Below are 26,944 nucleotides of genomic sequence, written 5' to 3' on the forward strand. Positions count from 1 at the left end.
CGTCACTCCTCGACGAAGAACTCCGCCAGCACCGGCGCGAGGACGTGCGGCGCCACCAGATGGGTCTGGCCCGTCAGCGTACGGTGCCGGCCACGGGGGAGCGCCGCCGCGACGGCCTGCGCCGCCTCGCGCGTCCAGGCCGGACTGAACCCGCCGTCGACGACCAGCACGCGCGCGTCGACCGACCCGAGCAGCCCCTCCGGCACCACCCCGTCGCCGAGGACGGCGTGGTCGTACGCGAGGGTGTGCGCCACCTCCGCCAGCCGTGGCCACCCGGCCGGCCCGGCCGGCCCGGCCGGCGCCCCCGGTGCCGCCGCGTCGGACAGGAACAGCTCCAGCGCCTCCTCGTGCCGCCCCTCGTCGAGCAGCGCGACCAGCCGCCGGCCGCGCGCGGCGAAGCCCTCCCGCCCCCCGGCGTCGGTCGCGTACGGCGGTTCGAAGACCGAGAGCTGGGCGATCGGCAGCCCGGCCGCCGCGGCGGCCAGCGCCAGCGCGCCACCCGACGAGGTGCCGTGCACGGCGACGTCGCCGCCCGCCTCGGCGGCCAGCGCCGCCAGGTCGTCGATCTCCCGCCCCACCGCGTACGGGCCGGTGTCGCCGCTCCCGCCGCGGCCCCGGCGGTCGTAGGCGACCACCGAGAAGCGCGACGCGAGGAGCCCGGCCAGCGGCCGCTCGGCCGCGGCGGTGCCGAGGGCCCCGCCGACCAGGATCACCGGCGGCCCGTCGCCGTACCGCTCGTACGCGATCCGGGTGCCGTCCGCCGACGTGACCCGTCCCCGGACCCTGCTCAGCGTGCTGTTCGCCTCGTCCATGCCAGTGATGACCGGGGCCGCGTGCGGAACTCATCGGTGTGCGGGGGAAATTCACCGGGAAGTTCTCCGGGCGGCCGATCCGGACGGCCCGGCGGCCCCCGCACCACCCCCTACGGTGGAGCCATGAACATCTGCGTCTTCCTCTCCGCCGCCGACCTCGACGAGCGCTACACCGGCCCGGCGCGCGAGTTCGCCGGACTGCTCGGCAAGGGCGGGCACACGCTCGTCTGGGGCGGATCCGACGTCGGCCTGATGAAGGTCGTCGCCGACGGCGTGCGGGAGGCGGGCGGGCGGCTCGTCGGCGTCTCGGTCGACTTCCTCGCCGCCACCGCCCGCGCGGACGCGGACGAGATGGTCGTCGCCCGGGACCTCGGGGAGCGGAAGGCGCTGCTCCTCGCCAAGTCCGACGCCGTCGTGGTCATGGTCGGCGGTACCGGCACCCTGGACGAGGCCACCGAGGTGCTGGAACTCCGGAAGCACGGCAAGCACACCAAGCCGGTGGTCCTGCTGAACACGGCCGGCTTCTACGACGGCCTGAAGGCGCAGTTCCGCCGCATGGAGGACGAGGGCTTCCTGCCGCTGCCGCTGACCGAACTGGTCCTCTTCGCGGAGGACGGCGTCGCGGCGCTCGCGTACCTGGAGGAGTCCGCCGGCATCCGCTGAGTGCGCACACCGATGCGTCCGCGAAGCACCTGAGTCGCCACACTCTTGCGCAGGTCAAAGCCCCCTGCTATGCCCCGGCCGGTCTTCTTCGTCGCGTTCCGCTTCGCGACTGCGCAGGCCACTGCGGCCTGCGTTAACCTCGCCGGGCATGATCGCGCAGAGGCGCGGTCCACAGGACGGGGGGAGCGTGGCGTGTCCTATTCGGAGCGCTGGCAGGAGCTGTTCGGCCCGACCGACGGCGGTGCGGACCGGGGCGGGGCGACGATGACCCTCGCCTCGACGGCTCCGGATCCGGGATCCGGCGGCGGCCAGGGGAAGCTCAGGCACAGCGGAGGCCCGTGGACCAGCGCGTCGGGCACGTCCGCCGAGCTGCGCACCAGCACCGAGACGAGCCGCGCCGCGCTCGGCCCCGGCCACGAGGGGATGGAGGCCGGCGCCGCGGGCTTCGCCTCGGTGGCGGCCGTCCGCAGCGTGCTGAAGTCCTGGGAGGACCGCCTCGCCGCGGTCCGGGACGAGTGCGACGCGCTCGAAGGCGCCCTGCTCACGGTGGCCAAGGAGATGGGCGAGACCGAGGTCGCGATCGAGAAGTCCTTCCGGACCGCCGGCGGGACCGGCGCGAAGCCGGGTGAGAAGCGGTGACGCGCACGGCCCTCACATGGCAGCAGCTGCGCGATCTCAAGCCGTCCGAGTTCGAGGACGCGGGCGACAAGTGGAACGAGGTCTCGGGACGTTCCGACGCCGATCGCGTCCGGGTGGACCGCGCGATGTCGGCCAAGCTCCGCGAGACCCAGGACAGCGAGTCGGCCGAAGGCGCGCTCGGCAGGCTCGAACGGCTCAGCCGCAACTTCACCTACCTGCACACCGAGTGCGGTCTGGTCCGGACGGCGCTGAACGGCCTCGCCGCCGATCTCGCCGAGCCCCAGCGGCAGCTGAAGCAGGCTCTGGACGAGGCGGCGGCCCTCAAGTTCACCGTCCACGAGGACGGGTCGCTGACATACCCCGCCGCCACCGCCGAGACCCTGATCGGCGACAAGGAGGCACCCGGAGGCAAGGTCAAGGGAAGCCTCCCGCTCGACCGCCCCGCCTTCGGCGACTACGCCCCCGGCAGCTTCAAGCCCATGAACCCGAACGCGGAGAAGGCCCAGGCGATCGCGGACCGGATAGCCCGGGCGGTCTGGTCCGCCGGTGACATCGACGCGCGCTACGCCAGGACGCTGGACGGTCTGCGGGCGGCCAAGGGGCTCGATGTCACCGAGGCGACCATGAAGGACGTCTTCCGGGACACCGCCGACGTCCGCGCCACCGCCGGCTCCTACCTCGCCGACGACCTGCCGTCCGGCAAGAGTCCCGCCGAGCGCAAGGCGTGGTGGGACGCTCTGAGCGAGGAACAGCGCCAGGAGTACCTGGAGATCGCCCCCGACATGATCGGCGGCCTCGACGGCATTCCGGCGGCCGCCCGAGACGAGGCGAACCGGAACCATCTGCCGGTGCTCATGGACGAGCTGGCCGGCAAGGACGACGGCGACTCCGAGACGAAGCTCGACGCGCTCCGCATGATCAAGGACAAGCTGGACAAGCCGAGCAACCCGCCGATGTTCCTGCTCGGCATCGGCGACGAGGGCAACGGCCGCGCGATCGTCTCCTACGGCAACCCGGACACCGCCAGGAACGTGTCGGCGTACGTCCCCGGCCTGGGCACCAAGCTGAACGGCGAGTTCGTGGACGACACGATGAAGCGAGCGCAGGACACCGCCCTCGGCGCCCGGCGGATCGACCCGTCGAGCGCCTCGATCGTCTGGCTCGGCTACGACGCCCCGCAGAACGTGGACGTCATGTCGAAGGGTGACGCCCAGCGGGGCGCGCCTGCGTACAACCAGTTCATGGCGGGCCTCTCGGCGACGAACGAGAACAGGGACCCCCATGTGACGGCGATCGGCCACTCCTACGGCTCGCTGACCGTGGGCACGGCAGCGAAGCAGTCCGGCGGCATTCCGGGGGTCGACGACGTGATCCTGCTGGGGAGCCCCGGTGTGGACGCGCAGAAGGCGACGGAGCTCGGCGTCGGTAAGGACCACGTGTTCGTCGGCGCGGCCGACAACGACCCGGTCACCCATCTGCCGACGCAGGGCGAGGCGAAGCTGGGATGGGTGATGGGAGGCCCGACGGGGGTCCTGATCGGACGCGACCTCTTCGACATCGGCAACGACGACGTCTACTTCGGCAAGGACCCGGCGAGCGAGGCCTTCGGGGCACAGCGCTTCAAGGTCGACGACGGGCCCCGCATGGTGCTCGAAGGGGGCGGGTTCGACGCCCACTCCCAGTACTTCACGCCGGACCTCGATCCGGAGTCGGCGAAGAACATCGCCCGGATCGTCGCCGGACAGCCTGACAAGATCACTACGGAGGCCCACCGATGAAGCGACAGGGACGGGCTGCTCGGCTCGCCGGGTCCGTCATCCTGACGGGCGTGGTGCTGGCGGGGTGCGGAAGCCTGGGCGACGGAGGAGCGAGTACGGACATGAACATGCAGGAAGCGGCGGACCGCGCGGACGCGATGCTCGACGGAACGCTGAACGCGTTCGTACCGGAACTCCAGTGGGCCCATGACACGACCACGTCCGGCAGCTGCACGGTGACCCGGCGGCGGGCCGTGACGACCGTCATCTCCGAGCAACGGCGTGGCAGCTTTCTCGGCGTGATCGAGCGGTTCTGGAAGAAGTCCGGGTACGAGATCACCGGCGTGAACCAGGACAAGGAGATGCCGGCCGTCTTCGCCAGGACGCCCGACGGCTTCGAGCTGTCCGTGGAGGTCGGCTACAAGGGCCAGGCGTTCCTCGACATCAACACCCCCTGCGTCGAGAAGTCCCCGGTCGCCGAGTCGACTTCCCAGCCCAACGGTCCCGCATACGCGCCCGGCAAAATCCCCACCCCCCACGTCCGCTCGGACTTCTGGTCCGCGGGTTCACCCGCCTCCGACCCCTCGCCGTGACCGGGATGCGAGCATGGCTCCCATGGCTACTCATGTGATCACCGGAGCCGGCTCCGGCATCGGCGCGGCCGTCGCCCGGCGGCTCCACGCCCGCGGGGACGAGCTCGTGCTGCACGCGCGCGACGCGGGACGGGCCAAGGGGCTGGCCGCCGCGTTCCCCGGCGCGCGGACGCTCGTCGGGGACCTCGCCGACCCCGACCGGCTCTCCTGGGCGTTCTCCCACCAGACCCTGCCCGAGCGCGTCGACACCCTCCTGCACATCGCGGGCGTCGTCGACCTCGGCCCGGTCGGCGAGCTCACCCCGAAGACCTGGCACCACCAGCTCGACGTCAACCTCGTCGCCCCGGCCGAGCTCACCCGGCACTTCCTGCCGCAGCTGCGGGTCTCCAAGGGCCACGTGGTCTTCGTCAACTCCGGTGCCGGGCTCAACGCCCACGCCGAATGGGGCGCCTACGCGGCCTCCAAGCACGGACTGAAGGCGCTGGCCGACTCGCTGCGCCACGAGGAGCACGCCCACGGCGTGCGGGTGACCTCCGTCTACCCGGGGCGGACCGCGAGCCCCATGCAGGCCAAGGTCCACCAGCAGGAGGGCAAGGAGTACGACCCGTCGAAGTGGATCGACCCCGAGTCCGTCGCGACGGCCATCCTCACCGCCGTCGACCTGCCGCGCGACGCCGAGATCAACGACCTGACGGTCCGGCCGGGTCGGTAGCCCGGGCGGTCACGCGTACGCTTCCCGGGTGAGCGACACGAACGACGAGAAGACCCCCTTCACCTGGGGCCCCGCCACCGGCGTCGGGTCCATGCCCGGCGGGGACGCCCGGGAGGCCGCCAGGACCGTCGCCGGATCCTTCGAGGACTTCCCCTTCCTGGCCGAGCTGCCCGCCCGCGGGCCGGGCGCCGACATGATCGGGAGGACCATCGGGCTGCTCGTCGAGATGTACGCGCACGTGGAGCCCAGCGGGTGGCGGGTCAGCGACCGGCCCGGGCGCGACACCCGGCGCGCCCGGTCCTGGCTGGGCGAGGACCTCGACGCCCTGGAGGAGTTCACCCAGGGCTACGAGGGCCCGCTCAAGGTCCAGGCGGTCGGCCCGTGGACCCTCGCCGCGGCGCTGGAACTGCGCGGCGGCGAGGCCGCGCTGGGCGACCCCGGGGCCTGCCGGGACCTCGTCGGCTCCCTCGCCGAGGGCCTGCGCGGCCACCTGGCGGAGCTGCGCCGGCGGGTGCCGGGCGCCCGCCTCGTCCTCCAGCTCGACGAGCCCTCCCTGACCGCCGTCCTGCGGGGGCACGTCCGCACCGCCAGCGGCTACCGCACCCACCGGGCCGTCGACCGGCAGGTCGTCGAGAGCGCCCTGCGCGAGGTGATCGCGGTCCACGACGGCCCCGTCGTCGTCCACTCGTGCGCCCCGGACGTGCCGTTCGCCCTGCTGCGGCGCGCCGGCGTCTCCGGCGTCTCGTTCGACTTCTCGCTCCTCACGGAGCGTGACGAGGAGCCGATCGGTGAGGCGGTGGAGTCCGGAACCGTCCTCTTCGCTGGCGTGGTGCCGTCCACCGACGCCCCATTGTCCGACCCGGGCGGTAGCGTCATGGGTGTCAGGACGCTGTGGCGCAGACTGGGGCTGAATCCGGGGACTCTGGCCGATTCCGTCGTGGTCACCCCGACGTGCGGGCTCGCGGGTGCTTCGCCGGCGTACGCCCGGGCGGCGCTCGCCCACAGCGCCCGGGCGGCGAGATCGCTCGCGGACAACCCTGAGTGACGGGTTTTCGAGGCAAACGGGAGGACGAGTAACGGTGGCAGTCGAACAGGGGGCCCTGCCGGCCGAGGCACGGGAGAAGCACGCCGACCTGGCCGAGCAGGTCGAGGCACACCGCTTCCGGTACTACGTGAAGGACCAGCCGGTCATCAGCGACGGCGAGTTCGACCGACTCCTGCGCGCCCTGGAGGCCCTGGAGGAGGAGTACCCGGAGCTGCGGACGCCCGACTCGCCGACGCAGAAGGTCGCGGGGGCGTACGAGACCGAGTTCACCTCCGTCGAGCACCGCGAGCGCATGCTCTCGCTCGACAACGCCTTCGACGACCTCGAACTCGCCGCCTGGGCCGAGCGGCTCGCGCGCGAGGTCGGCACCTCCGCGTACCACTTCCTGTGCGAGCTGAAGGTCGACGGCCTCGCGGTCAACCTGACATACGAGCACGGGCGGCTGACCCGGGCGGCGACCCGCGGCGACGGCCGCTCCGGTGAGGACATCACGCCCAACGTCCGCACCATCGCCGACATCCCGGACCGGCTGCGCGGCGACCGCATCCCCGATCTCGTGGAGATCCGCGGCGAGGTCTACTTCCCGATGGAGGCCTTCGAGGGGCTCAACGCCCGCCTCGTGGAGGCCGGCGACAAGCCCTTCGCCAACCCGCGCAACGCCGCCGCCGGTTCGCTGCGCCAGAAGGACCCCAAGGTCACCGCCACCCGCCCGCTGCACATGGTGGTGCACGGCATCGGCGCCCGCGAGGGCTTCGACATCGACTGCCTCAGCCACGCCTACGAGCTGCTGCGCGAGTGGGGCCTGCCGACCGCCCGGCACAACAGGGTCGTCGACTCGCTGGACGGCGTACGGGAGTTCATCGCGTACTTCGGCGAGAACCGGCACTCCGTGGAGCACGAGATCGACGGGGTCGTCGTCAAGCTGGACGAGATCCCGCTCCAGGGCCGGCTCGGCTCCACGGCGCGCGCCCCGCGCTGGGCGATCGCCTGGAAGTACGCGCCGGAGGAGGTCAACACCAAGCTCGTCGACATCAAGGTGGGCGTCGGCCGGACCGGCCGGGTCACGCCGTACGCGCAGGTGGAGCCGGTCACGGTCGCCGGCTCCGAGGTCGAGTTCGCCACCCTCCACAACCAGGAGGTGGTGAAGGCCAAGGGCGTCCTCATCGGCGACACCGTGGTGCTGCGCAAGGCCGGTGACGTCATCCCGGAGATCCTCGGGCCGGTCGCCGACCTGCGGGACGGCACCGAGCGGGAGTTCGTGATGCCCGCCGAGTGCCCCGAGTGCGGGACGCCGCTGCGGGCCATGAAGGAGGGCGACATCGACCTCCGCTGCCCCAACGCGCGGACGTGCCCCGCCCAGCTGCGCGAACGCGTCGCGTTCCTCGCCGGCCGTGCCTGCCTGGACATCGAGAAGTTCGGCGCGGTCGCCGCCGCCGCGCTCACCCGGCCGCTCGAGCCCGCCGAGGCGCCGCTGGTCGACGAGGGCGACCTGTTCGACCTCACCATCGAGCGGCTGCTGCCCATCCGGGCGTACGTGCTCGACCCGGACAGCGGGCTGCCGAAGCGGGACCCGAAGACCGGCGAGGAGAAGATCGCCACCGTCTTCGCCAACCAGAACGGCGAGCCGCGCAAGAACGCGCTGTCGATGCTGGAGAACATCGCCGCGGCCAAGGACCGGCCCCTGGCGCGGTTCATCAACGGGCTGTCGATCCGTCACGTGGGCCCGGTCGCGGCCGAGGCACTCGCCCGTGAGTTCCGCTCCCTGGACCGCATCGAGCAGGCCACGGAGGAGGAGCTGGCGGCCGTCGACGGGGTCGGCGGGATCATCGCGGCCGCGGTGAAGCAGTGGTTCGCCGAGGACTGGCACCGCGAGATCGTGCGCAAGTGGCGCGCGGCCGGGGTCCGTCTGGAGGACGAGGGCGCCGACGAGGAGCAGGGGCCGCGCCCGCTGGAGGGGCTGACGGTCGTCGTGACCGGCACCCTGCAGAACTTCACCAGGGATGGCGCAAAAGAGTCGCTGCAGAGCCGCGGAGCGAAGGTGACCGGTTCCGTTTCGAAGAAGACCGACTTCGTCGTCGTGGGGGACAACCCGGGTTCCAAGTACGACAAGGCCATGCAGCTGAAGGTTCCGGTTCTGGACGAGGACGGGTTCGCGGTCCTGCTGGAACAGGGTCCCGACGCGGCCCGGGAGGCGGCGGTTCCGGCCGCCGAGTAGCCCTCCGTCCCCCCTGTCCCACCCCCGGATCGTCACCCGTTCGGCGCATACCAGATCGTTAGGGGTGGCCGGGTCGCATTCGGGCAAGACATGGAGAGCGCTGCCCGTCGGAGCCCTCCGCGGCCTACTGTTGTGACGTGCGTCTGTCGTGCACGGCTGCGTTGGGCTCCGTCGGTCGTGGTGGCAAGACAACGGCCCATCGCGTTGCAACGGCACCGCCGGCTGTGAGAGGGACGAATGAAACCGAGCGAGAGTGCCGCCCCGGTCTCACGGCCGCATGGCCGCGCGGTCTTCGCGGGCATCACCCCCGGGCTGCCCGGAGCCGTGGTGGCCCTTGCCGCCGTCGTGCTCGCGGTCGGCCTCTACGAGGCCCTGAGCACCGGTCACGGCCTGTTCCCCGGTGACACCGCGGGCTGGTGCCTCGCGATCCTCACCGGACTCATCGTCGGGCACCTGGTCGCCCTCGGCCGCGACCGCTGGTGGGGCGGCACCGGCTCCGGCGCCGCCCTCACCCTCGCGGTCCTCCTGCTGTACGGCTGGGTGCCCGCCGGACTCGTCGCGATGACCGTCGTCGTGCTCGTCGGCGCCGCCCGCCGCCACCGCTGGCGACAGGGCCTGCTGCACGGCGCCGCCGACGTCCTGGGCATCGGCGCGGCCGCCCTCGTGCTGGCCGCCTTCGGGGACACGCCGTCGGTCGAGCGGCCCTGGCAGCCACTCGACTGGACGATCGGCGCCATCCCGGAGGTCGTGCTGTCCGCCGGCGCCTACCTCGTCGTGACCCGGCTCCTGCTCTGGTACGCCCACGCCCCCCAGGGCGCCTCGCTGCCCACCGCCACCCGGACGGCCCTGATCCGGCAGGGACTCGTCGCGGTCGCCCTGCTCGGCATCGCCCCGCTGATCTGTGTCGTGGCCGCGTCCCTGCCGGTGCTGCTGCCGCTCTTCGCCGTCCCCCTCATCGCCCTCGACTCCACCCTGTGGATCGCCCGCGCCCGGGCCGAGGAGCAGCTGCGCGACCCGCTGACCGGGCTGCCCAACCGGCAGTGGCTCCTGGAGCGGACCTGGACGGCGCTGGAGGCGGCCGAGGGTGAAGGCGCACGGGCCGCCCTCGTCCTGATCGACCTCGACCGTTTCCGTTCGGTCAACGACACCCTGGGGCACCTCGCCGGAGACCGGCTGCTGCTCCAGATCGCCGAGCGGCTCCAGCTCGCCCTGCCGCGCGGGGCGGAGGCCGCGCGGCTCGGCGGCGACGAGTTCGCCGTGCTCCTGCCGACCGCCGACTCCACCACGAGCGCCCAGCGCGTCGCCCGCCACCTGGTCGCCGAGCTGTCCTCGCCGCTCGACCTGGACGGGCTCACCCTGGTCCTGGAGGCCAGCGCGGGCGTCGCGGTCTTCCCGGACCACGCACTGGACGCCGAGGGCCTGCTGCGCCGCGCCGACGTGGCCATGTACCAGGCGAAGCGGGACCGGACCGGCGTGGAGGTGTACGAGTCCAAGCGCGACTCGAACACCCCCGACCGGCTCGGGCTCCTCGGCGACCTGCGCCGCGCGCTGGACGCGCGCGAGGTCGAACTGCACTACCAGCCCAAGGTCCGCTTCGACGGGCAGGTGGCCGGCCTGGAGGCGCTGGTCCGCTGGGTGCACCCGGAGCGCGGGCGCGTCCCCCCGGACGAGTTCATCGCGATCGCCGAGTCGTCCGGCCTGATGCCGCACCTCACCGAGTACGTCCTGGAGACCGCGCTCGCGCAGGTCGCCCGGTGGCGCGCGCAGGGCCTGAACGTGCCCGTCGCGGTCAACGTCTCCCCCCGGGACGTCCACACCCCCGGCTTCGCGGGCGCGGTCGCGGCCCGGCTCGCCCGGCACGGGGTCCCGGCCGGCGCGCTCCAGCTGGAGATAACCGAACACGTGCTCCTGGAGGACCCGCAGCGGGCCGCCGACACGCTGGCCGGGCTGACCGGCCACGGCGTGAAGATGTCCCTGGACGACTTCGGCACGGGCTACTCCTCGCTGGTCCACCTCCGGCGCCTGCCGGTGAGCGAACTGAAGATCGACCGTTCCTTCGTGGCCCGGCTGGCCGTCGACACCGAGGACGCCGAGATCGTGCGCTGCACCCTGGACCTGGCGCACTCGCTGGGCCTGCTCGTCGTCGCCGAGGGCGTCGAGGACGACGAGACCTGGGAGCGGCTGCGGGACCTGGGCTGCGACGCCGTCCAGGGCTGGCTGGTCGCCGCGGCGATGCCGCCGGCCGAGACCACCGCGTGGCTGCGCGCACGCGGCGAACACGGCTGGCGCAGGCCGTCCGAGGAGGCGGCGGCACTGGAGGTCGACCAGCCCTCGGGGCACGTGGTGCAGTAGCGCGGGGCCGGGACGCGACGATTCCGGCCCGGCGTGCGGTGAGTGGCGCGGGAGGGGGACGGGCCCGTCCCGGGGCGGCCGTTTAACGGTCGGACGGCGACGCCCCATAGGATTGGGCCCAAACCACACACACTCACCCCTGAGGATCGCTGCATGCCTGGCATCACGCGCGAGGAGGTCGCACACCTCGCACGGCTGGCGCGTCTGGAGCTGAAGGGCGAAGAGCTCGATCACTTCGCCGGTCAGCTCGACGACATCATCGGCGCGGTCGCCCGCGTCTCCGAGGTCGCCGACCAAGACGTTCCGCCGACCTCCCACCCGCTGCCGCTGACCAATGTCATGCGCGCGGACGAGGTCCGTCCGTCGCTCACCCCCGAGCAGGCGCTCTCCGGCGCCCCGGCCCAGGAGCAGCAGCGTTTCAAGGTGCCGCAGATCCTGGGGGAGGACTGATCACCATGACGGACACCCACATCATCAAGCTCACGGCCGCCGAGATCGCGCAGAAGATCGCCTCCGGCGAGCTCACCGCCGTCGAGGTGACCGAAGCCCACCTGGCCCGTATCGAGGCCGTCGACGAGAAGGTCCACGCCTTCCTGCACGTCGACCGCGAGGGCGCGCTCGCGCAGGCCCGCGCCGTCGACGAGAAGCGGGCCAGGGGCGAGAAGCTCGGCCCGCTGGCCGGCGTCCCGCTGGCCCTCAAGGACATCTTCACCACCGTCGGCATCCCGACGACGGTCGGTTCGAAGATCCTCGAAGGCTGGATCCCGCCGTACGACGCGACCCTGGTGAAGAACCTCAAGGCCGCCGACGTCGTCATCCTCGGCAAGACCAACATGGACGAGTTCGCCATGGGGTCCTCCACCGAGAACAGCGCCTACGGCCCCACCGGCAACCCCTGGGACCTCACCCGGATCCCCGGCGGCTCCGGCGGCGGTTCCTCCGCGGCCCTCGCCTCGTACGAGGCCCCGCTCGCCATCGGCACGGACACCGGCGGTTCCATCCGCCAGCCCGCCGCCGTCACCGGCACCGTCGGCGTCAAGCCGACCTACGGCGCGGTCTCCCGCTACGGCATGGTGGCCTTCTCGTCCTCCCTGGACCAGGGCGGCCCCTGCGCCCGCACGGTCCTGGACGCGGCGCTCCTGCACGAGGCCATCGCCGGCCACGACCCGCTCGACTCCACCTCCATCGACGCCCCGGTCCCGCCGGTCGTCGAGGCCGCGCGCAACGGCTCGGTCGCCGGCATGCGCGTCGGTGTGGTCAAGCAGTTCCGCGGCGAGGGCTACCAGGCCGGCGTCGTGCAGCGCTTCGACGAGTCCGTCGCGCTCCTCAAGGAGCTGGGCGCCGAGATCGTCGAGCTGGACTGCCCGACCTTCGACCTGGCCCTGTCGGCGTACTACCTGATCGCGCCGTCCGAGTGCTCCTCGAACCTGGCCCGCTTCGACGCCATGCGCTACGGCCTGCGGGTCGGCGACGACGGCACGCGGTCCGCCGAGGACGTCACCGCCCTCACCCGTGAGGCGGGCTTCGGCGACGAGGTCAAGCGCCGCGTCATCCTCGGCACGTACGCCCTGAGCTCCGGCTACTACGACGCGTACTACGGCTCGGCCCAGAAGGTCCGCACCCTCATCACCCGCGAGTTCGAGAAGGCCTTCGAGGAGGTGGACGTGATCGTCTCCCCGACGACCCCCACCACGGCCTTCCCGATCGGCGAGCGCGCCGACGACCCGATGGCGATGTACCTCGCGGACCTGTGCACCATCCCGACCAACCTGGCGGGCAACGCCGCCATGTCGCTGCCCTGCGGCCTCGCGCCGGAGGACGGCCTCCCGGTCGGACTGCAGATCATCGCCCCCGCCATGAAGGACGACCGGCTGTACAAGGTCGGCGCGGCCGTCGAGGCCGCCTTCGTGGAAAAGTGGGGTCACCCGCTGCTTGAGGAGGCTCCGTCGCTGTGAGTGCCATGGCAAAGAAGGCCAAGAACTTCAAGAAGTCCAAGACCGGTCTGTACGTCTCGCTGGCCAGCACCGCCTTCGGCGCGGTCAGCGTCGCCAAGCAGGCCAAGCTGGCCCGTAACGACAACGACGTCCTGCGGCTGCTCGACGCCGCGGTGTCCGCGGCCGCCATCGCGACCGGCCTGGCGATCCTGTACCGGGAGCTCAAGCGCCTGGGCGACGACGACGTCCTGCTGGGCTGAGAGGGAAAGTCTCACTGTGACCGTCACCGAACTGCTGTCGTACGACGCGGCCCTCGCTGCGTACGACCCCGTCATGGGCCTGGAGGTCCATGTCGAACTGGGCACGAAGACGAAGATGTTCTGCGGGTGCTCGACCGAGCTGGGCGCCGAGCCCAACTCGCAGACCTGCCCGACCTGTCTCGGCCTGCCCGGCTCGCTCCCGGTCGTCAACGCGATCGGCGTCGAGTCCGCCATCAAGATCGGTCTCGCGCTGAACTGCGAGATCGCCGAGTGGTGCCGCTTCGCCCGGAAGAACTACTTCTATCCGGACATGCCGAAGAACTTCCAGACCTCGCAGTACGACGAGCCGATCGCCTTCAACGGCTATCTGGACGTCCAGCTGGAGGACGGCGAGATCTTCCGCGTGGAGATCGAGCGCGCCCACATGGAGGAGGACACCGGCAAGTCGACGCACATCGGCGGCGCGACCGGCCGTATCCACGGTGCCTCGCACTCGCTGCTCGACTACAACCGGGCCGGCATCCCGCTCATCGAGATCGTCACCAAGCCGATCGAGGGCGCGGGCGAGCGTGCTCCCGAGGTCGCCAAGGCGTACGTCGCCGAGCTGCGCGAGCTGATCCGCGCGCTGGGCGTCTCCGAGGCGCGGATGGACAAGGGCCAGATGCGCTGCGACGTGAACCTGTCGCTGCGCCCCAACGGCACCAAGACCTTCGGCACCCGCTCGGAGACGAAGAACGTCAACTCGCTCCGTTCCGTGGAGCGGGCGGCGCGCTTCGAGATCCAGCGCCACGCGGCCGTGCTGACCTCCGGCGGCACGATCGTGCAGGAGACCCGGCACTTCCACGAGGACGACGGCAGCACGACGTCCGGCCGGATCAAGGACAACGCCGAGGACTACCGGTACTTCCCGGAGCCCGACCTCGTCCCCGTCGCCCCGGCCCGTGCCTGGGTCGAGGAGCTGCGTGCCGAGCTGCCCGAGCTGCCGCGCGTCCGCCGCAACCGGCTGCGCGAGGAGTGGGGCGTCTCCGAGCACGACATGCAGTCGATCCTCAACGCCGGCGCGGTCGACCTGATCGTCGCGACCACGGACGCGGGTGCTCCCGCGGACCAGGCCCGCAAGTGGTGGATGGGCGAACTGGCCCGTTCCGCCAACGAGTCGGGCAAGGCCCTGGACGAGCTGGCGATCACCCCGGCGCAGGTCGCCCGGGTGACCGAACTGGTGGCCTCCGGCGACCTCACCGACAAGCTGGCCCGTCAGGTGATCGAGGGCGTCCTCGCGGGCGAGGGCGGCCCGGACGAGGTCGTCGAGAAGCGCGGCCTGAAGGTCGTCTCCGACGAGGGGGCGCTCGGCACGGCCGTCGACGAGGCCATCGCGGGCAACGCGGGCATCGCCGACAAGATCCGCGGCGGCAAGGTCGCGGCGGTCGGCGCGCTGGTCGGCGCGGTCATGAAGGCCACCCGCGGCCAGGCGGACGCGGCGCGCGTGAAGGAGCTCATCCTGGAGCGCCTGGGCGTCACCGAGGGCTGAGCCCCTCGACCGCCGGACCCGTACGAGGGCGGCCCGCACCGGACTCTCCGGTGCGGGCCGCCCTCCGTCGTGTACGGCTGGGACGCCGGCCGGCCGGGGGGCCGAGGTCAGGCCGCCTGCCAGCGCTCCGTCGCGCACCCCATCTCCCAGTGCCACCACCCCTTGCGGGTGCCCTGGACGAGCAGTTCCTTGATCTCGGTGAAGGGCGCGTCGGCCGGGACGTTGAGGGCGACGAGGGGGAACTCCCCGCTGAACGCCTCGCCGCCCAGACCGAAGGGGGAGAGGCGTTCGTGCACCGCCTGCGCACTGCGTCCGAGCGGGCCGTCGGCGACCGGAAGCAGCCGCAGGGTGCAGTTCCCGGAGGCCGTCACGCGTTCGGCCGCCCAGCGGGTGCCGTCCGCGTCCGTGGTGAAGCGGACGACGTCGTCCTGGGCCACTCCGTTCTGCAGGAACGGCACGTTGTCCACGCGCGCCGTGTCGGGGCCCACCGGGGTCGCCCACAGCCCCTCGGTGTCCTGGGGCAGCCAACCCTCCCGCGGCACGAAGCGGAACCAGATCTTGATGCGTCCGTCGGTCATGCCTTCAGGATCCCGTACACCCCTCGATCCGGTTGGCCGGAAATCGCTTGGACGGAGCGGCTGTCCTCTTGGACGTTCACCACCGGGTCGTCACGCGGCCTTCTCCCGGTCATCCGCTCTCACTACCGTCCCCCGCGGAACCCCCAATGGCTCGAAGGCGAACCATTGGCCGTCGACTGGAGGTCGGTCTTGGCACCCGAGATGTCCCGCAGAAGGCTGCTCGCCCTGGGCGGAGGCGCCCTCGGCGCCGCCGCGGCCGGCTCGCTGCTTCCGCCGTCCCTGCAGGCGGCGATGGCCGCGGGTCCGCCGTCCGGGGGACTCTCGGCGGTCCGGCACGTGGTGATCCTGATGCAGGAGAACCGTTCCTTCGACCACTACTTCGGCACCCTGCGCGGCGTCCGCGGATTCGGCGACCGCAACGCCGTCGAACTGCCCACCGGGAAGCCGGTGTTCGAGCAGCCCGCGGCGCTCGGCGGGACGGTGCTCCCCTTCCCGATCCGGGAGGCCGCCGCGGCGCAGCGGAAGGACCTCCAGTACATCGGCGACCTCGACCACTCCTGGAACGGCGGCGCGAAGGCCTGGCGCGAGGGGTGGATGGACGGCTGGGTCTCGGCCAAGACAGCGGCCACCATGGCGTACTACGACCGCCGCGACATCCCCCTGCACTACGAGCTCGCCGACACCTTCACCGTCTGCGACGCCTACCACTCGTCCATCCACACCTCGACCAGCCCGAACCGGAACCATCTGTGGTCCGGCTGGACGGGCCACGAGGCGGACGGCAGCCGGGCCGTCACGAACGCCGCCTACGCCGAGGGCACCCACCCCGGCTACCCGTGGCCCACCTACGCCGAGCGGCTCGAAGCGGCGGGGCGGACCTGGAAGACGTACACCGAGTGGGAGAACTTCACCGACAACAACATCGAGTTCTTCACCACCTTCAAGGAGATCGCCCGCAAGGCGCTCGCCGCCACCGGCGGGCACACCTTCATGGAGTCCTTCTACGCCGCCGTCCGCGACACGGACGACGCCGCCGAGCGGGCCGGGCTGCTCGCCGCACTCGAGGACGGCGTCGCCACGCTCACCGACGCGGAGCGCTCGCTCTTCGAGCGCGGACTGCGCCGCGTGGAGACCGGCGGCCTCGCGGACGCCTTCCGGGCCGACGTCGCCGCCGGCACGCTGCCCGAGGTCTCGTACCTCGTCCCGTCCGCGATCGACTCCGAGCACCCCGGCTCCTCCTCGCCGATCGCGTCGGCCACCCTCGTCTACAAGGTGCTCGACGCCCTCGGCGCGCACCCCGACGTCTGGCGGCACACCGTCGTGCTGATCAACTACGACGAGAACGACGGCTTCTTCGACCACGTGCCGCCGCCCGTCCCGGCCGCCGACGACCCCGCCGGCGACGCCGAGCGCTGGCAGGGCCGGCCCACCGGCCTGGGCATCCGCGTCCCGCTGCTCGTCGTCTCCCCCTGGTCGGTCGGCGGCTACGTCTGCTCCGAGACCTTCGACCACACCTCCGTGATCCGCTTCCTGGAACGGCTCACCGGCATCCGGGAACCCAACATCACCCCCTGGCGGCGAGCCGTCACCGGCGATCTGACCTCCGCCTTCGACTTCCGGCGCGCCCATCGCCGGCCGGAGGTCGAGCCGCCCGGCGCCGTGCCGCCCTTCACCGGCCGCTGGCGGCCCCAGCCCCCGCAGGTCCAGCGGATGCCGGTCCAGGAGCCGGGCAGCCGCCCCGCGCGCCCGCTGCCGTACCAGCCGGACGCCTCCGCGCGGGTCGGGAACGGCGCGGTCACCGTGGTGCTCGACAACAAGGGGAAGGCGAGCGCGCACTTCGCCCTGTACCCCTACGCGGGCGAGTTCGCCGTTCCCCAGCACCGGGACGTCCGGGGCACGGCGCGGTGGACGGTCCCGCTCACGCGGGACCACTACCGCTTCACGGTCACCGGCCCCAACGGCTTCCGCCGGGAGTTCGAGGGCCCGGCCGCGGGCGGCGCCGAGCTCGGCTCGCACATCGACCACCACGACCGTGACCTCCACCTCACCGTCCGCAACACCGGCGCCACCGCCCTCACCTTCACCGTCCGGCCGCTCGGCTACGTCGACGAGGCCGACCTCGGCGACTGGACCCGCACCCTCACCGTCAAGCCCGGCCGGAGCCGTACGGTCGTCCACTCGGCCGCCGACGCCCACGGCTGGTACGACGTCGAGGTGACGGCCCCCGGCGGCTTCCGCAGGCGCCTGATGGGACACGTCGAGAACGGCCGCCCGAGCGTCTCCGGCTGACCCGCCGGCGGCGCGCGGAGGCCCGGAACGGTCCGCCCGGGGCGGGGCGGACCGTGCGGAGGGCCGAGTGCCCGGCCTCGGAGCCGGCCGAGCCGGGCCCGGGTACGCCGAGGTCCGAGGGGTCCCGGGCCGAAAGTCCGGGCCTCGGCGCACTGCTGTGAGTAACGACACGAATGGGACAAAGGATCACGTAAGGCTGCGACAGTGGCCTCACGTAGGTCCATGTGTTCTTTGCGGGCTGTTCCCGGTCAAAGATCCACGAACCACCCAGGGAGCACGTCCTTTGGCAGCCATCGCACGGTGGTGCATCAAGCACCGCCTCGTCGCCGTCCTGCTCTGGCTCGTCGCCCTCGGCGGCACCGTAGCCGGGGCGTCGCTCGCGGGCAGCGCGTACTCCAACGACTACGAGGTCCCCGGGACCGAGTCCGGCCGGGCCACCGCCCTCCTCGACGCGGGATTCCCGGGCGCGGGCGGCGACAGCGACACCATCGTCTGGCACACGGACAAGGGCAGCGTCCGCGCCACCGCCGTCGAGCAGCGGATGACCGGCATGCTCGACGAGGTCGCCGAGCTGCCCGGCATCGCCACGGTCGCCTCCCCCTACGGCCAGACCCCCGGCGCACAGGCGCAGATCAGCGAGGACGGCCGGACCGCCTACGCCACGGTCGCCTTCCGCGACCAGGCCGACGACATCCCGGAGACCCAGGCCCAGGCCCTCGTCGACACCGCCCGGCAGGCCGCCGGCGACGGCGTCCAGGTCGAGCTCGGCGGCAGTGCCGTCGCCCTCACCGAGGCCCCCGGCGGTCACATCGCCGAGGCGGTCGGCGTCGTCGTCGCGGCCGTCGTCCTCTTCCTCGCCTTCGGCTCGCTCGCCGCCTCCGTGCTGCCCATCGCCACCGCCCTGGTGAGCGTCGGCACCGCCTACTCCGGCATCGTCCTGCTCGGCCACGTGATGACGGTCGCCGACTTCGCCCCCATGCTGGGCATGCTCATCGGCCTCGGGGTCGGGATCGACTACGCGCTCTTCATCGTCACCAGACACCGCAAGGGCCTCAAACGCGGCCTCCCCGTGGCGGAGGCCGCCCGGGTCGCGGTCGCCACCACGGGCCGCGCGGTCGTCTTCGCCGGCGCCACCGTCTGCATCGCGCTGCTCGGCATGCTGATCCTGCGGCTCGGCTTCCTCAACGGCGTCGCCATCGCCGCCTCGCTCACCGTCGTGCTGACGGTCGCCGCCTCCGTCACCCTGCTCCCGGCGCTGCTCTCCTTCATCGGCATGCGGGCGCTCAGCCGGCGCGAACGCCGGCAGCTGGCCGAGCACGGCCCCCAGCCCGAGCTCCCCACCGGCTTCGCCGCCCGCTGGTCCGCCTTCGTCGAGCGCCACCCCAAGCTGCTCGGCGCCGTCGCCGCCGTCGTCATGCTGATCCTGGCGCTGCCGACGTTCTCGCTCCACCTCGGCACCTCCGACCAGGGCAACAACCCCGGCACGGCCACCACACGCAAGGCGTACGACCTGCTCGCCGACGGATTCGGCCCCGGGGTCAACGGACCCCTCACCCTCGTCGCCGGGATCGACGGCGCCGACGACCGGGTCGCCCTCGGTGACCTTCCGGCGAAGCTGGCGCAGACCCGCGGCGTCGAGTCCGTCTCGCCGATCACCTACAACAGCGCCGGCGACACCGCGGTCCTGACCGTCGTCCCGGACTCCTCCCCCCAGTCGAAGGCCACCAGCGACCTCGTCGACCGGCTGCGCCAGGACGTCCTGCCGGCGGCCGAGGACGGCACCTCGCTGGACGTGCACGTGGGCGGTGTCACCGCGTCGTACGACGACTTCGCCGAGATCATCGTCGGCAAGCTGCCGCTCTTCGTGGGCGTCGTGATCGCGCTCGGCTGTCTGCTGCTCCTGCTCGCCTTCCGGTCGGTCGGCATCCCGCTGAAGGCCGCGCTGATGAACGTCGCGGCCGTCGCCTCCGCGTTCGGCGTGGTCGTCGCGATCTTCCAGTGGGGCTGGGGCAGCGACCTCATCGGCCTCGGCAGCGCCGGCCCGATCGAACCGTTCCTGCCGGTGATCATGGTGTCCGTGCTCTTCGGGCTCTCCATGGACTACCAGGTCTTCCTGGTCAGCCGGATGTACGAGGAATGGCTGGAGACGGGCGACAACCGGCGTGCGGTCCGCGTCGGCCTCGCCGAGACCAGCCGGGTGATCAACTCCGCCGCGGTCATCATGATCTCCGTCTTCCTGGCGTTCGTCCTCAGCGGGGACCGCGTCATCGCGATGTTCGGCATCGGCCTCGCGGCGGCCGTCGCCCTGGACGCCTTCATCCTGCGCACCCTTCTCGTGCCCGCGCTCATGCACATGCTCGGCGGCGCGAACTGGTGGCTGCCGAGCTGGCTCGACCGTCGGATGCCCCGGATCAGCATCGAGCCGCCGGAGTGCCGCGCGGCCGCGGACGCGCGCGAGGCGGACGTCCGGGAACTGGACGTTCCCGCCGGCCTCGTCGCCGGACCCCCGGCCGCGGACGGCGCGGCCGGCCCGCGTGCGAAGATCCCCTCGCAACGCGTGACGGTCCCGACCGCGGAGGAGAACGAGGATGTTCGCGACATCACTGGGTGACGACGGCGCCGAACTGCGCCCGCTGGAGCCCTGGCAGGCCGCCGAACTCCTCGCCCACATGGACCGCGGCCGGGAGTTCGTCGGCCGCTACATCGCGCTGCCGGACGTCGTCGCCGACCTGGACTCCGCCCGCGCCTACCTCCGGACGTACGCCGAGAAGGCCGCGAACGACACGGGCCGCCTCTACGGCATCTGGGCCGACGGCCGGCTCGTCGGCGGGGTGCTCTTCCGGACCATGGACCTCGCCGGCGGCACCGCCGAGGCGGGCTGCTGGCTGGAACCCTCCGCCGCAGGCCGCGGCCTGGTCACCCGGGCCACCCGCGTGATCATCGACTGGGCGGTCGAGGAGCGCGGGATCCACCGGGTCGAGTGGCTGGCGGCCTCGGAGAACGAGGCGAGCATCGCCGTCGCCCGCCGGCTGGGGATGACCCGGGACGGCGTGCTGCGGGAGAGCTATCTCTACCGCGGCAAGCGGCACGACATGGAGGTCTGGTCGGTCCTCGCCCCGGACTGGAAGGCCCGCAAGGCCCAGGCCGCCGATCGGGCCTGACCGGCGGGACGTCCCCGGCGCGCCCGCCCCGGCGGGCGCCCGCCGGCTCTCCCGGCCCCGTGCCCGGCCGGTTAAGACTCCTCTCATCCGGGCCGCCTAGCGTGCGCCGCATGAACGCTTCGAAGACCGACGAGACCGTAGTGACCGACGAGTCCGCACAGACGGACGAGAGCGCGGAGGCCGTCGAGGGACTCGACGAGCGGGACCGCGAGCCGGCCGACGCCGACGAGACGTACGCCGGTGAAGCCGACGAGGCGGACGACGCCGTCCCCGCCCCCGCCGCCGGAGTCGGCGCGGGCGCCGCGGCCGTCGTCTCCGCCGCGCTGGGCCTCGCCGCCCTGACCGGCACCTGGATGGGCAAGGTCGCCAGCGAGCGCGAGACGCTCATCGGCCAGATCAAGGCGCAGGGCGGCACCCCGGCCCAGCAGATCTCCGAGATCTACGGCGACGCCTGGCACGCCACCGCCCTCGTCAACGGCGTCTTCGCCGTGCTCGCCCTGATCACCGCCGTGGTCGTCCTCACCCGCCCCGAGCGGCCGGCGTGGGTGCGGGCCGTGGCCGTGGCCGGAGCCGTACTCGGCGGCATCGGGCTGTTCCTGTCGGCCGGCATGTACTTCGACCTGTTCCTGAGTCTGCCGACCGCCGGCTGAGGGTCCCGGCAGCCCTTAGGGGTGTCCTCGACGTTCCGCCTGGCTCGGGCAGCCCTTAAGGGCCGTCCCGCAATCCCCGGCGGGCGCACGATGCCGGCTACGGCACTTCGCCGCGTTGTCGGATCGCCCGAATACGACCGGTATGAGGACGACCCTCCGCCTTGCGATGCACCGCATCCGACGCCGTGCGCCGACCCACCGCGGATTACGGGACAGCCCTTAGGTACCCGCCCGGCCCCGCCTAAGGACMCCCGTACCCCGAACATGCGGCAGTCGCCCGATGTGGCCGCACCCCCTGGGAGACGAGAGTGGAGGCATCGCAGGGAGCGATGCCGACACCCCGGGGAGAACGAGATGTTCGAGTACGAGATCCAGCGCATGAACCACGCCGAGCGGCTCCGTGAGGCCGCCGCCCGGCGGCTGTCCCACGAGGCCGCCCGGGCCGCCAAGGGAGCCCGCCGCTCCGGCCGCCGCAGCGGCGGCCACGAGGACGAGGGGCGGGTGAGGACGACCACGGCGGTGATCAGGGCGAGCACGGCGAAGACGCCGTTGACGAGGGCGGTGGCGTGCCAGGCGTCGCCGTAGATCTCGGAGATCTGCTGGGCCGGGGTGCCGCCCTGCGCCGGTGGGCGCCGAGCGGGGCCGCTTCGTCCGGGCCGCCTGACCCGTATGGGTGACAGGGCCGACGCCTGTGCGATGCTCACCGGCGTGGAGACCAGGTCAGTCAGCCCGGTGTTCGTCGGCAGAGCGGACGAACTGACAGCACTCACCGACGCGCTCGCCCGCGCCCACGCGGGCGAGCCGCAGGCGTTGCTGATCGGCGGCGAGGCGGGCGTCGGGAAGACGCGCCTCATCGAGGAGTTCGTCGACGCGGCCTGCGCCCGTGACGCCTTCGTCGCCCTCGGCGGCTGCGTCGAGATCGGCGCGGACGGTCTGCCCTTCGCCCCCTTCTCCGCGGCCCTGCGCTCGCTGAGGCGGCGCCTGCCCGGCGAACTCGCGGCGGCCGCCGACGGGCAGGAGGGCGAACTCGCCCGGCTGCTGCCCGAACTCGGCGACATCGGCAGCCACGAGCCCTACAACGAGGACTCCACCGCGCGCCTCTTCGAGCTGACCGTGCGGCTCCTGGAGCGGCTCGCCGCCGACCGGACGATCGTCCTCGTCCTGGAGGACCTGCACTGGGCCGACGCCTCCACCCGGCACCTGCTCGCCTACCTCTTCCGCACGCTGCGCCGCGGCCGGATCGTCGTCGTCGCCAGCTACCGGGCCGACGACATCCACCGCCGCCATCCCCTGCGACCCCTCCTCGCCGAACTGGACCGCCTGCGGAGCATCCGCCGCATCGAGCTCCCCCGGTTCACCCGCACCGAGGTGCGCCGCCAGCTCACCGGAATCCTCGCCGCCGAACCCGACGCCGCCCTGGTCGACCAGATCTTCGACCGCTCCGACGGCAACGCCTTCTTCGTCGAGGAACTCGTCGTCTCCCGCGAGGCCGGCTGTGTCTCCCCGGCCCTCAGCGACTCGCTGCGCGACCTGCTGCTGGTCCGCGTCGAGGCCCTGCCCGACGACGCCCAACGGGTCGCCCGGATCGTCGCGGAGGGCGGTTCCACCGTCGAGTACGCCCTGCTCGCCGCCGTCAGCCGGCTCGCCGAGGACGACCTCATCGAGGCGCTGCGCGCGGCCGTCGGCGCCAACATCCTGCTCGCCGTCCCGGACGGCGACGGCTACCGCTTCCGGCACTCGCTGGTCCGCGAGGCCGTCAGCGACGACCTGCTCCCCGGCGAACGCTCCCGCCTCAACCGGCGCTACGCGGAAGCCCTGGAGGCCGATCCCGCGCTCGTCCGCGCCGACGAGCGGGCGACCCGGCTCGCTTCCTACTGGTACAAGGCGCACGACGCCGCCCGGGCGCTGCCGGCCGTGCTCCGCGCCGCCGTCGCGACCCGCGAGCGCTGCGCGTACGCCGAGCAACTCCGGCTGCTGGAACGGGCCATGGAGCTCTGGGACGACGTTCCCGACGACGTGCGCAGCTCGCTGCGCCCGATGGACTACGCCGAGGCCTACCCGCCCTGCGGCTGCGACCCCGAGACCACCCCGCTGCGGTACCTCGACCTGCTGGCCGAGGCCGCCGTCGCCGCCCGGCTCTGCGGTGAGCGCGAACGCGCCCTGAAGATCGTCAAGATGGCCATGCGGCTCCTCGGCGGCGAGGACGGCGGCGACCGCGACCCGCTCCGCGAGGCGTGGTTCTGGACCGAGCGCTCCCGCATCATGTCCGGCCTCGGCCGCTCCGACGGCTGGGCCGAGATCGCCACCGCCCAGGAACTCGTCAAGGGGCTGCCCCCGTCCGCCGTGCACGCCGCGGTCCTCACCGTGGCCGCCGGCTGGGGGATGCTCCACCAGCCCGGGCCCGAGAGCCTCGCCTCCGCCGAGCGGGCCGTCGAGTACGCCCGGCTGGTCAGGGCCGAACCGATCGAGCTCGGCGCCCGGCTCACCCTCGGCTCGCTCATGGTCGCCGCCGGCGACCCGGAGGGCGGGCTCGCCGCGATGTACGAGGTGCGCGACCGGACCGCGGCGCTCGGCCTGCTCCACGAGTCGGCCCGCGCCCATGTCAACCTCGCCTCCAGCCTGGAGGCCCTCGGACGCTCGCGGGAGGCCCTGGAGGTCGCCGAGGCCGGGCTGACGATGGCCCGCTCCCGCGGCCTGCTCGACAGCCAGGGCTGGATCCGCGCCAACCTGGCGGAGTCGCAGTTCTCCCTGGGGCTGTGGGACGAGACCCAGCGCGCGGGCGAGTGGCTGGAGTACGCGGGCCAGGGCGCCCGGCCGCGGGGCTCCGCCGCCCTGCGCCTGGCCCAGCTCGCCGTCGCCCGCGGAGAGCTGGCCACGGCCGCGGCCCAGCTGGCGGTCGCCCGCCAGTGCTACGGCACCCAGGACCCGATGCCGCAGTACACCCTGCCGATGTCCGAGATCGAACTGCTGCTGGCCGCGGCCGCGGGGCGGATCGCGGACGTCCGCGCCGAGCTCGCCGGCGCCGCGGAACGCGGCTTCCCGCCCGGCACCCAGCGCTACGGCTGGCCGCTCGTGCTCGCCGCCGTCACCGCCGAGGCGGACGCCCGCGGCCTGCCCGCCGCGGCCGAGGGCCGCCCCGAGGCGCTCGCCCTGATCCGCCGCTGCGTCCGGTCCCTGGCCACCGCGGCGCCGGTCTGGCAGGCGTACTCCCTGCACGTCTCCGCCGAGCTGGGCCGGGCGGAGGACCGCATGTCCGCCGAGCGCTGGGCCGAGACCGTCACCGCCTACGAGGCGGTCGAGCGCCCCTACCAGCTCGCCGTCGCCCGGCAGCGCCTGGCCGACGCCCTGCTGGCCGAGGGCGGCCGCCGTGAGGAGGCCGCGGCTCTGCTGCGGGAGTCCCACGCCACCGCCGTCGCCCTGGGGGCCCGCCCGCTGCGCGAGGACGTGGAACTGCTCGCCGCCCGTGGCCGCCTCTCCCTGACCGCCCCGGACGCCGCCCCGGCGGCCGGGACCGACGAGGACACCTTCGGCCTGACCCCGCGGGAGCACGGCGTCCTGCGCCTGGTGGCCGCGGGCCGCACCAACCGGCAGATCGCCGAGGAGCTCTTCATCTCACCGAAGACGGCGAGCGTCCACGTCTCCAACATCCTCGCCAAGCTCGGCGTCTCCGGCCGCGGGGAGGCGGCGGCCCTGGCCCACCGCCTCCGCCTCCTGGAGTCGTAGGGCGGACCCGGACACCCCGTCGCGTCCCGGCCGCCGGCCCGGTGCGGCCCGGCAGGTCCGGTCACCCGGCGCGCGGGACCTCGCCCGGTGCGGGCTCGTCCGGCCGGTCCCCGGTGTCCGGGGCGGGGTCCGCCGGCGCGTCCGCGGCCGGGGCGTCGCCCGGGGGCGGGACGCTGATCGTCACCCGGCYCGAGGTCAGGTCTATCGGGCCCCGCGAGGGGTCCCCGTCTCCCAGGTCCTCCCTGGTCAGCGCCAGACGCCGGCGCTCGTCGTCGGTGTGCTTGCGGCTGGGTGCGAAGAACTCTTCCGCCATGTTGAACATCGTGTCCGCCGCCTCACTCGACCTCCAGCCGGAGGATCCTGTCGTCGCCGGCCCCGGGCGTGCCCCGGGTGTCGGTCTCGCTCGTCGTCAGCCAGAGCCCGCCGCCCTCCGCTGCCAGGACCGTGCGCAGGCGGCCGTACTCACCCTGGAGGAACGCCTCGGAGCCCCCCGGCTGTTCCGCCCCCGCCCGCGGGACCGGGATCCGCCACAGGCGCTCGCCCCGCAGGCCTGCCATCCAGACGGCGCCCCGGGCGTACGCGATCCCGCTCGGGGAGGCGTCCTCCGTCTTCCACTGGGCCACCGGGTCCACGAAACCGGACACCCCGGCCCGGCCCTCCACCTTCGGCCAGCCGTAGTTCTTCCCCGGTTCGATCAGGTTGAGCTCGTCCCAGGTGTTCTGGCCGAACTCGGACGCCCACAGCCGCTCGTCCTCGTCCCACGTCAGGCCCTGCACGTTGCGGTGTCCGTACGAGTAGACCGGCGAACCGGGGAAGGGGTTGCCCGGTGCCGGCTCACCCTCCGGGGTCATCCGCAGGATCTTCCCGCCCAGCGACGTCCGGTCCTGCGCGAGGCCCGTCCGGCCCGTCTCGCCCGTCCCGGCGTACAGCATCCCGTCCGGGCCGAAGGCGATCCGGCCGCCGTTGTGCACGAATCCCTTCGGGATGCCGGAGAGGATCACCTCGGGCGGGCCCAGCCGGTCCCCGAGGCGCATCCGCACGATGCGGTTGTCACGCTCCGCCGTGAAGTACGCGTACACCCAGCCGTCCCGCACGGCCAGGCCGAGCAGGCCGCCCTCACCCTCCGGCACCACCCCGGGCACCTCTCCGAGCGGCGTCCTCCGCCCGGTCGCGGAGTCGACGCGGGTGATCGTCCGCTCGTCGCGCGAGGAGACCAGCAGGTCGCCGTCGGGAAGCGCGGCCAGCCCCCACGGCGAGTCGAGATCCGTGGTGAGCGTGCTCGCCACCTCGACCCGCCCCTGTTCCGAGGTGCCCGGTGGCGCCGACGAGCCGGACGCCGCGGGTGACCCGCGCTCCGGCCCGGGCCCCGCGGCCCCCTCGGAGGAGCATCCGGTCACGAGCACGCACGTGACGGCTACCGCCACGGCTCCCACACCGGCTCGGCGCATGGTCCCGATCCCTTCTCACGGCGATCCCCCACCCTTGGAACACCGCTCGCGGCGATCGGGTTCCCCGTGCGGACGTGTCCGGCCGGATCCGGACGTGTCCGGCCGGATCAGGGCGCGGAGACGGCGGCCCCGGCCCGCGCCCGTGCGTCAGGCCACCGTGCCGGCGACTCCGGTGCGGCCGTCCGGGACGCCGACGATCGTCACGATGACCTGCTCGCGGACGGCCTCGCCGAGCACGCCCACCAGGGCGTCGGTGGTGGTGGCGACCAAGCGGGCGGGAGCGTCCGCGACCTCGGGCAGGTGATACGCGGCCTCGCGCATGCTGAGGGTGACGAGAGGGGCGTGGTCGTCGGTCGGTACGCCGCCGACGCCCCGGCGATGCTGCGGGACGCCGATCAGGTCCACCCCGACGAGGCGGCGGAACTCGTCGCCGTAGACGGCACCGACCGCGTCGGCCAGAGCGCTGATCAGCTTCGGTTCCACCGTCCCGTCGAGGGATTCTTCTCGGATGTGCACGCTGAAGTGCGGCATGGGTGGCAACTCCGTTCACGCCGGTACGTACGATGGGAGCTTGCTTTGCAAGCA

At 73.0% G+C, this 26,944-nt stretch carries 23 protein-coding genes; 18 read left to right on the plus strand and 5 right to left on the minus strand.

Annotation, left to right across the window (positions count from 1 at the left end; translation table 11 throughout):
• Positions 1–2: 2 nt before the first annotated feature.
• A complete protein-coding gene (locus tag EAO71_RS23300) occupies positions 3–812 on the minus strand; it encodes an alpha/beta fold hydrolase (protein ID WP_147979776.1) in 810 nt (269 codons plus the stop codon).
• Between the two features lie 123 nt (positions 813–935).
• Between EAO71_RS23300 and EAO71_RS23305 the strand changes: the two genes are divergently transcribed.
• From EAO71_RS23305 to gatB, 12 genes are all read left to right on the plus strand, one after another.
• On the plus strand, positions 936–1,475 hold the full coding sequence (locus EAO71_RS23305) for an LOG family protein (protein ID WP_147979777.1): 540 nt from the start codon (positions 936–938) through the stop codon (positions 1,473–1,475).
• Between the two features lie 192 nt (positions 1,476–1,667).
• Positions 1,668–2,114 (plus strand): hypothetical protein, encoded by a 447-nt coding sequence (locus EAO71_RS23310; RefSeq protein WP_147979778.1) that lies wholly within the window; start codon positions 1,668–1,670, stop codon positions 2,112–2,114.
• On the plus strand, positions 2,111–3,892 hold the full coding sequence (locus tag EAO71_RS23315) for an alpha/beta hydrolase (protein ID WP_147979779.1): 1,782 nt from the start codon (positions 2,111–2,113) through the stop codon (positions 3,890–3,892). Before EAO71_RS23310 ends, EAO71_RS23315 begins: the two co-directional genes overlap by 4 nt.
• Positions 3,893–3,993: 101 nt before the next feature.
• The gene (locus EAO71_RS23320) at positions 3,994–4,464 is read left to right on the plus strand and encodes a hypothetical protein (protein ID WP_147979780.1); all 471 of its coding nucleotides are present in this window, start codon (positions 3,994–3,996) and stop codon (positions 4,462–4,464) included.
• Between the two features lie 13 nt (positions 4,465–4,477).
• Positions 4,478–5,176 carry an SDR family oxidoreductase gene (locus EAO71_RS23325; protein WP_147979781.1) on the plus strand — a complete coding sequence of 233 codons (699 nt, stop codon included), beginning with the start codon at positions 4,478–4,480 and terminating at the stop codon, positions 5,174–5,176.
• A 28-nt stretch (positions 5,177–5,204) separates the two neighbouring features.
• Positions 5,205–6,221 carry a methionine synthase gene (locus tag EAO71_RS23330; protein ID WP_147979782.1) on the plus strand — a complete coding sequence of 339 codons (1,017 nt, stop codon included), beginning with the start codon at positions 5,205–5,207 and terminating at the stop codon, positions 6,219–6,221.
• Between the two features lie 34 nt (positions 6,222–6,255).
• Entirely contained in the window at positions 6,256–8,436 is a 2,181-nt protein-coding gene (gene ligA, locus EAO71_RS23335; RefSeq protein WP_147979783.1) for an NAD-dependent DNA ligase LigA, read from the plus strand.
• A gap of 237 nt (positions 8,437–8,673) precedes the next feature.
• Positions 8,674–10,788 carry a putative bifunctional diguanylate cyclase/phosphodiesterase gene (locus EAO71_RS23340; protein WP_147979784.1) on the plus strand — a complete coding sequence of 705 codons (2,115 nt, stop codon included), beginning with the start codon at positions 8,674–8,676 and terminating at the stop codon, positions 10,786–10,788.
• Between the two features lie 153 nt (positions 10,789–10,941).
• Positions 10,942–11,238, plus strand: a complete 297-nt coding sequence (gatC, locus tag EAO71_RS23345) for an Asp-tRNA(Asn)/Glu-tRNA(Gln) amidotransferase subunit GatC (protein WP_015036350.1) — start codon at positions 10,942–10,944, stop codon at positions 11,236–11,238.
• 5 nt (positions 11,239–11,243) lie between these two features.
• The gene (gene gatA, locus EAO71_RS23350) at positions 11,244–12,743 is read left to right on the plus strand and encodes an Asp-tRNA(Asn)/Glu-tRNA(Gln) amidotransferase subunit GatA (protein WP_147979785.1); all 1,500 of its coding nucleotides are present in this window, start codon (positions 11,244–11,246) and stop codon (positions 12,741–12,743) included.
• Between the two features lie 5 nt (positions 12,744–12,748).
• Entirely contained in the window at positions 12,749–12,982 is a 234-nt protein-coding gene (locus EAO71_RS23355; protein WP_147980020.1) for a hypothetical protein, read from the plus strand.
• A 16-nt stretch (positions 12,983–12,998) separates the two neighbouring features.
• Positions 12,999–14,510: an Asp-tRNA(Asn)/Glu-tRNA(Gln) amidotransferase subunit GatB gene (gene gatB, locus EAO71_RS23360; RefSeq protein WP_147979786.1), complete on the plus strand. Its 1,512-nt coding sequence runs from the start codon at positions 12,999–13,001 to the stop codon at positions 14,508–14,510.
• Between the two features lie 107 nt (positions 14,511–14,617).
• Here gatB and EAO71_RS23365 read toward each other — a convergent pair whose 3' ends face one another.
• Positions 14,618–15,088, minus strand: coding sequence for a DUF4265 domain-containing protein (locus EAO71_RS23365; protein WP_147979787.1), 471 nt, complete (start codon positions 15,086–15,088; stop codon positions 14,618–14,620).
• 189 nt (positions 15,089–15,277) lie between these two features.
• Here EAO71_RS23365 and EAO71_RS23370 point away from each other — a divergent pair, with 189 nt between their 5' ends.
• The 6 genes from EAO71_RS23370 to EAO71_RS23395 all read left to right on the plus strand — a co-directional run bounded on the left by EAO71_RS23370 (position 15,278) and on the right by EAO71_RS23395 (position 24,911).
• On the plus strand, positions 15,278–17,377 hold the full coding sequence (locus EAO71_RS23370; RefSeq protein WP_147979788.1) for a phosphocholine-specific phospholipase C: 2,100 nt from the start codon (positions 15,278–15,280) through the stop codon (positions 17,375–17,377).
• A gap of 283 nt (positions 17,378–17,660) precedes the next feature.
• Positions 17,661–19,988 carry an MMPL family transporter gene (locus EAO71_RS23375; RefSeq protein ID WP_147979789.1) on the plus strand — a complete coding sequence of 776 codons (2,328 nt, stop codon included), beginning with the start codon at positions 17,661–17,663 and terminating at the stop codon, positions 19,986–19,988.
• Positions 19,966–20,538 carry a GNAT family N-acetyltransferase gene (locus EAO71_RS23380; protein ID WP_147979790.1) on the plus strand — a complete coding sequence of 191 codons (573 nt, stop codon included), beginning with the start codon at positions 19,966–19,968 and terminating at the stop codon, positions 20,536–20,538. The genes EAO71_RS23375 and EAO71_RS23380 overlap by 23 nt, the downstream gene beginning before the upstream one ends.
• A 110-nt stretch (positions 20,539–20,648) precedes the next feature.
• Entirely contained in the window at positions 20,649–21,188 is a 540-nt protein-coding gene (locus tag EAO71_RS23385) for a hypothetical protein (protein WP_147979791.1), read from the plus strand.
• Between the two features lie 354 nt (positions 21,189–21,542).
• On the plus strand, positions 21,543–21,773 hold the full coding sequence (locus EAO71_RS23390; RefSeq protein ID WP_147979792.1) for a hypothetical protein: 231 nt from the start codon (positions 21,543–21,545) through the stop codon (positions 21,771–21,773).
• An 84-nt stretch (positions 21,774–21,857) separates the two neighbouring features.
• Positions 21,858–24,911, plus strand: coding sequence for a helix-turn-helix transcriptional regulator (locus EAO71_RS23395; RefSeq protein ID WP_261992304.1), 3,054 nt, complete (start codon positions 21,858–21,860; stop codon positions 24,909–24,911).
• 61 nt (positions 24,912–24,972) lie between these two features.
• On the opposite strand, the gene EAO71_RS23400 is transcribed toward EAO71_RS23395, so the two are convergent.
• From EAO71_RS23400 to EAO71_RS23410, 3 genes are all read right to left on the minus strand, one after another.
• Entirely contained in the window at positions 24,973–25,224 is a 252-nt protein-coding gene (locus tag EAO71_RS23400) for a DUF6191 domain-containing protein (protein ID WP_261992305.1), read from the minus strand.
• A gap of 22 nt (positions 25,225–25,246) precedes the next feature.
• Positions 25,247–26,359, minus strand: coding sequence for a PQQ-dependent sugar dehydrogenase (locus EAO71_RS23405; RefSeq protein WP_147979794.1), 1,113 nt, complete (start codon positions 26,357–26,359; stop codon positions 25,247–25,249).
• Between the two features lie 147 nt (positions 26,360–26,506).
• Positions 26,507–26,890: a hypothetical protein gene (locus tag EAO71_RS23410; RefSeq protein WP_147979795.1), complete on the minus strand. Its 384-nt coding sequence runs from the start codon at positions 26,888–26,890 to the stop codon at positions 26,507–26,509.
• Between the last annotated feature and the right edge of the window lie 54 nt (positions 26,891–26,944).

Source organism: Streptomyces sp. MS191 (assembly GCF_008042125.1).
Classification (GTDB): domain Bacteria; phylum Actinomycetota; class Actinomycetes; order Streptomycetales; family Streptomycetaceae; genus Streptomyces.

Bases quoted from the DNA above. Each gene is read 5' to 3' on its own strand.
- EAO71_RS23300 (WP_147979776.1), bottom strand. From the start codon at position 812: ATGGACGAGGCGAACAGCACGCTGAGCAGGGTCCGGGGACGGGTCACG.
- EAO71_RS23305 (WP_147979777.1), top strand. From the start codon at position 936: ATGAACATCTGCGTCTTCCTCTCCGCCGCCGACCTCGACGAGCGCTAC.
- EAO71_RS23320 (WP_147979780.1), top strand. From the start codon at position 3,994: ATGAACATGCAGGAAGCGGCGGACCGCGCGGACGCGATGCTCGACGGA.
- EAO71_RS23325 (WP_147979781.1), top strand. From the start codon at position 4,478: ATGGCTCCCATGGCTACTCATGTGATCACCGGAGCCGGCTCCGGCATC.
- EAO71_RS23340 (WP_147979784.1), top strand. From the start codon at position 8,674: ATGAAACCGAGCGAGAGTGCCGCCCCGGTCTCACGGCCGCATGGCCGC.
- gatC (WP_015036350.1), top strand. From the start codon at position 10,942: ATGCCTGGCATCACGCGCGAGGAGGTCGCACACCTCGCACGGCTGGCG.
- gatA (WP_147979785.1), top strand. From the start codon at position 11,244: ATGACGGACACCCACATCATCAAGCTCACGGCCGCCGAGATCGCGCAG.
- EAO71_RS23355 (WP_147980020.1), top strand. From the start codon at position 12,749: ATGGCAAAGAAGGCCAAGAACTTCAAGAAGTCCAAGACCGGTCTGTAC.
- EAO71_RS23365 (WP_147979787.1), bottom strand. From the start codon at position 15,088: ATGACCGACGGACGCATCAAGATCTGGTTCCGCTTCGTGCCGCGGGAG.
- EAO71_RS23380 (WP_147979790.1), top strand. From the start codon at position 19,966: ATGTTCGCGACATCACTGGGTGACGACGGCGCCGAACTGCGCCCGCTG.
- EAO71_RS23385 (WP_147979791.1), top strand. From the start codon at position 20,649: ATGAACGCTTCGAAGACCGACGAGACCGTAGTGACCGACGAGTCCGCA.
- EAO71_RS23390 (WP_147979792.1), top strand. From the start codon at position 21,543: ATGTTCGAGTACGAGATCCAGCGCATGAACCACGCCGAGCGGCTCCGT.
- EAO71_RS23395 (WP_261992304.1), top strand. From the start codon at position 21,858: ATGGGTGACAGGGCCGACGCCTGTGCGATGCTCACCGGCGTGGAGACC.
- EAO71_RS23405 (WP_147979794.1), bottom strand. From the start codon at position 26,359: ATGCGCCGAGCCGGTGTGGGAGCCGTGGCGGTAGCCGTCACGTGCGTG.
- EAO71_RS23410 (WP_147979795.1), bottom strand. From the start codon at position 26,890: ATGCCGCACTTCAGCGTGCACATCCGAGAAGAATCCCTCGACGGGACG.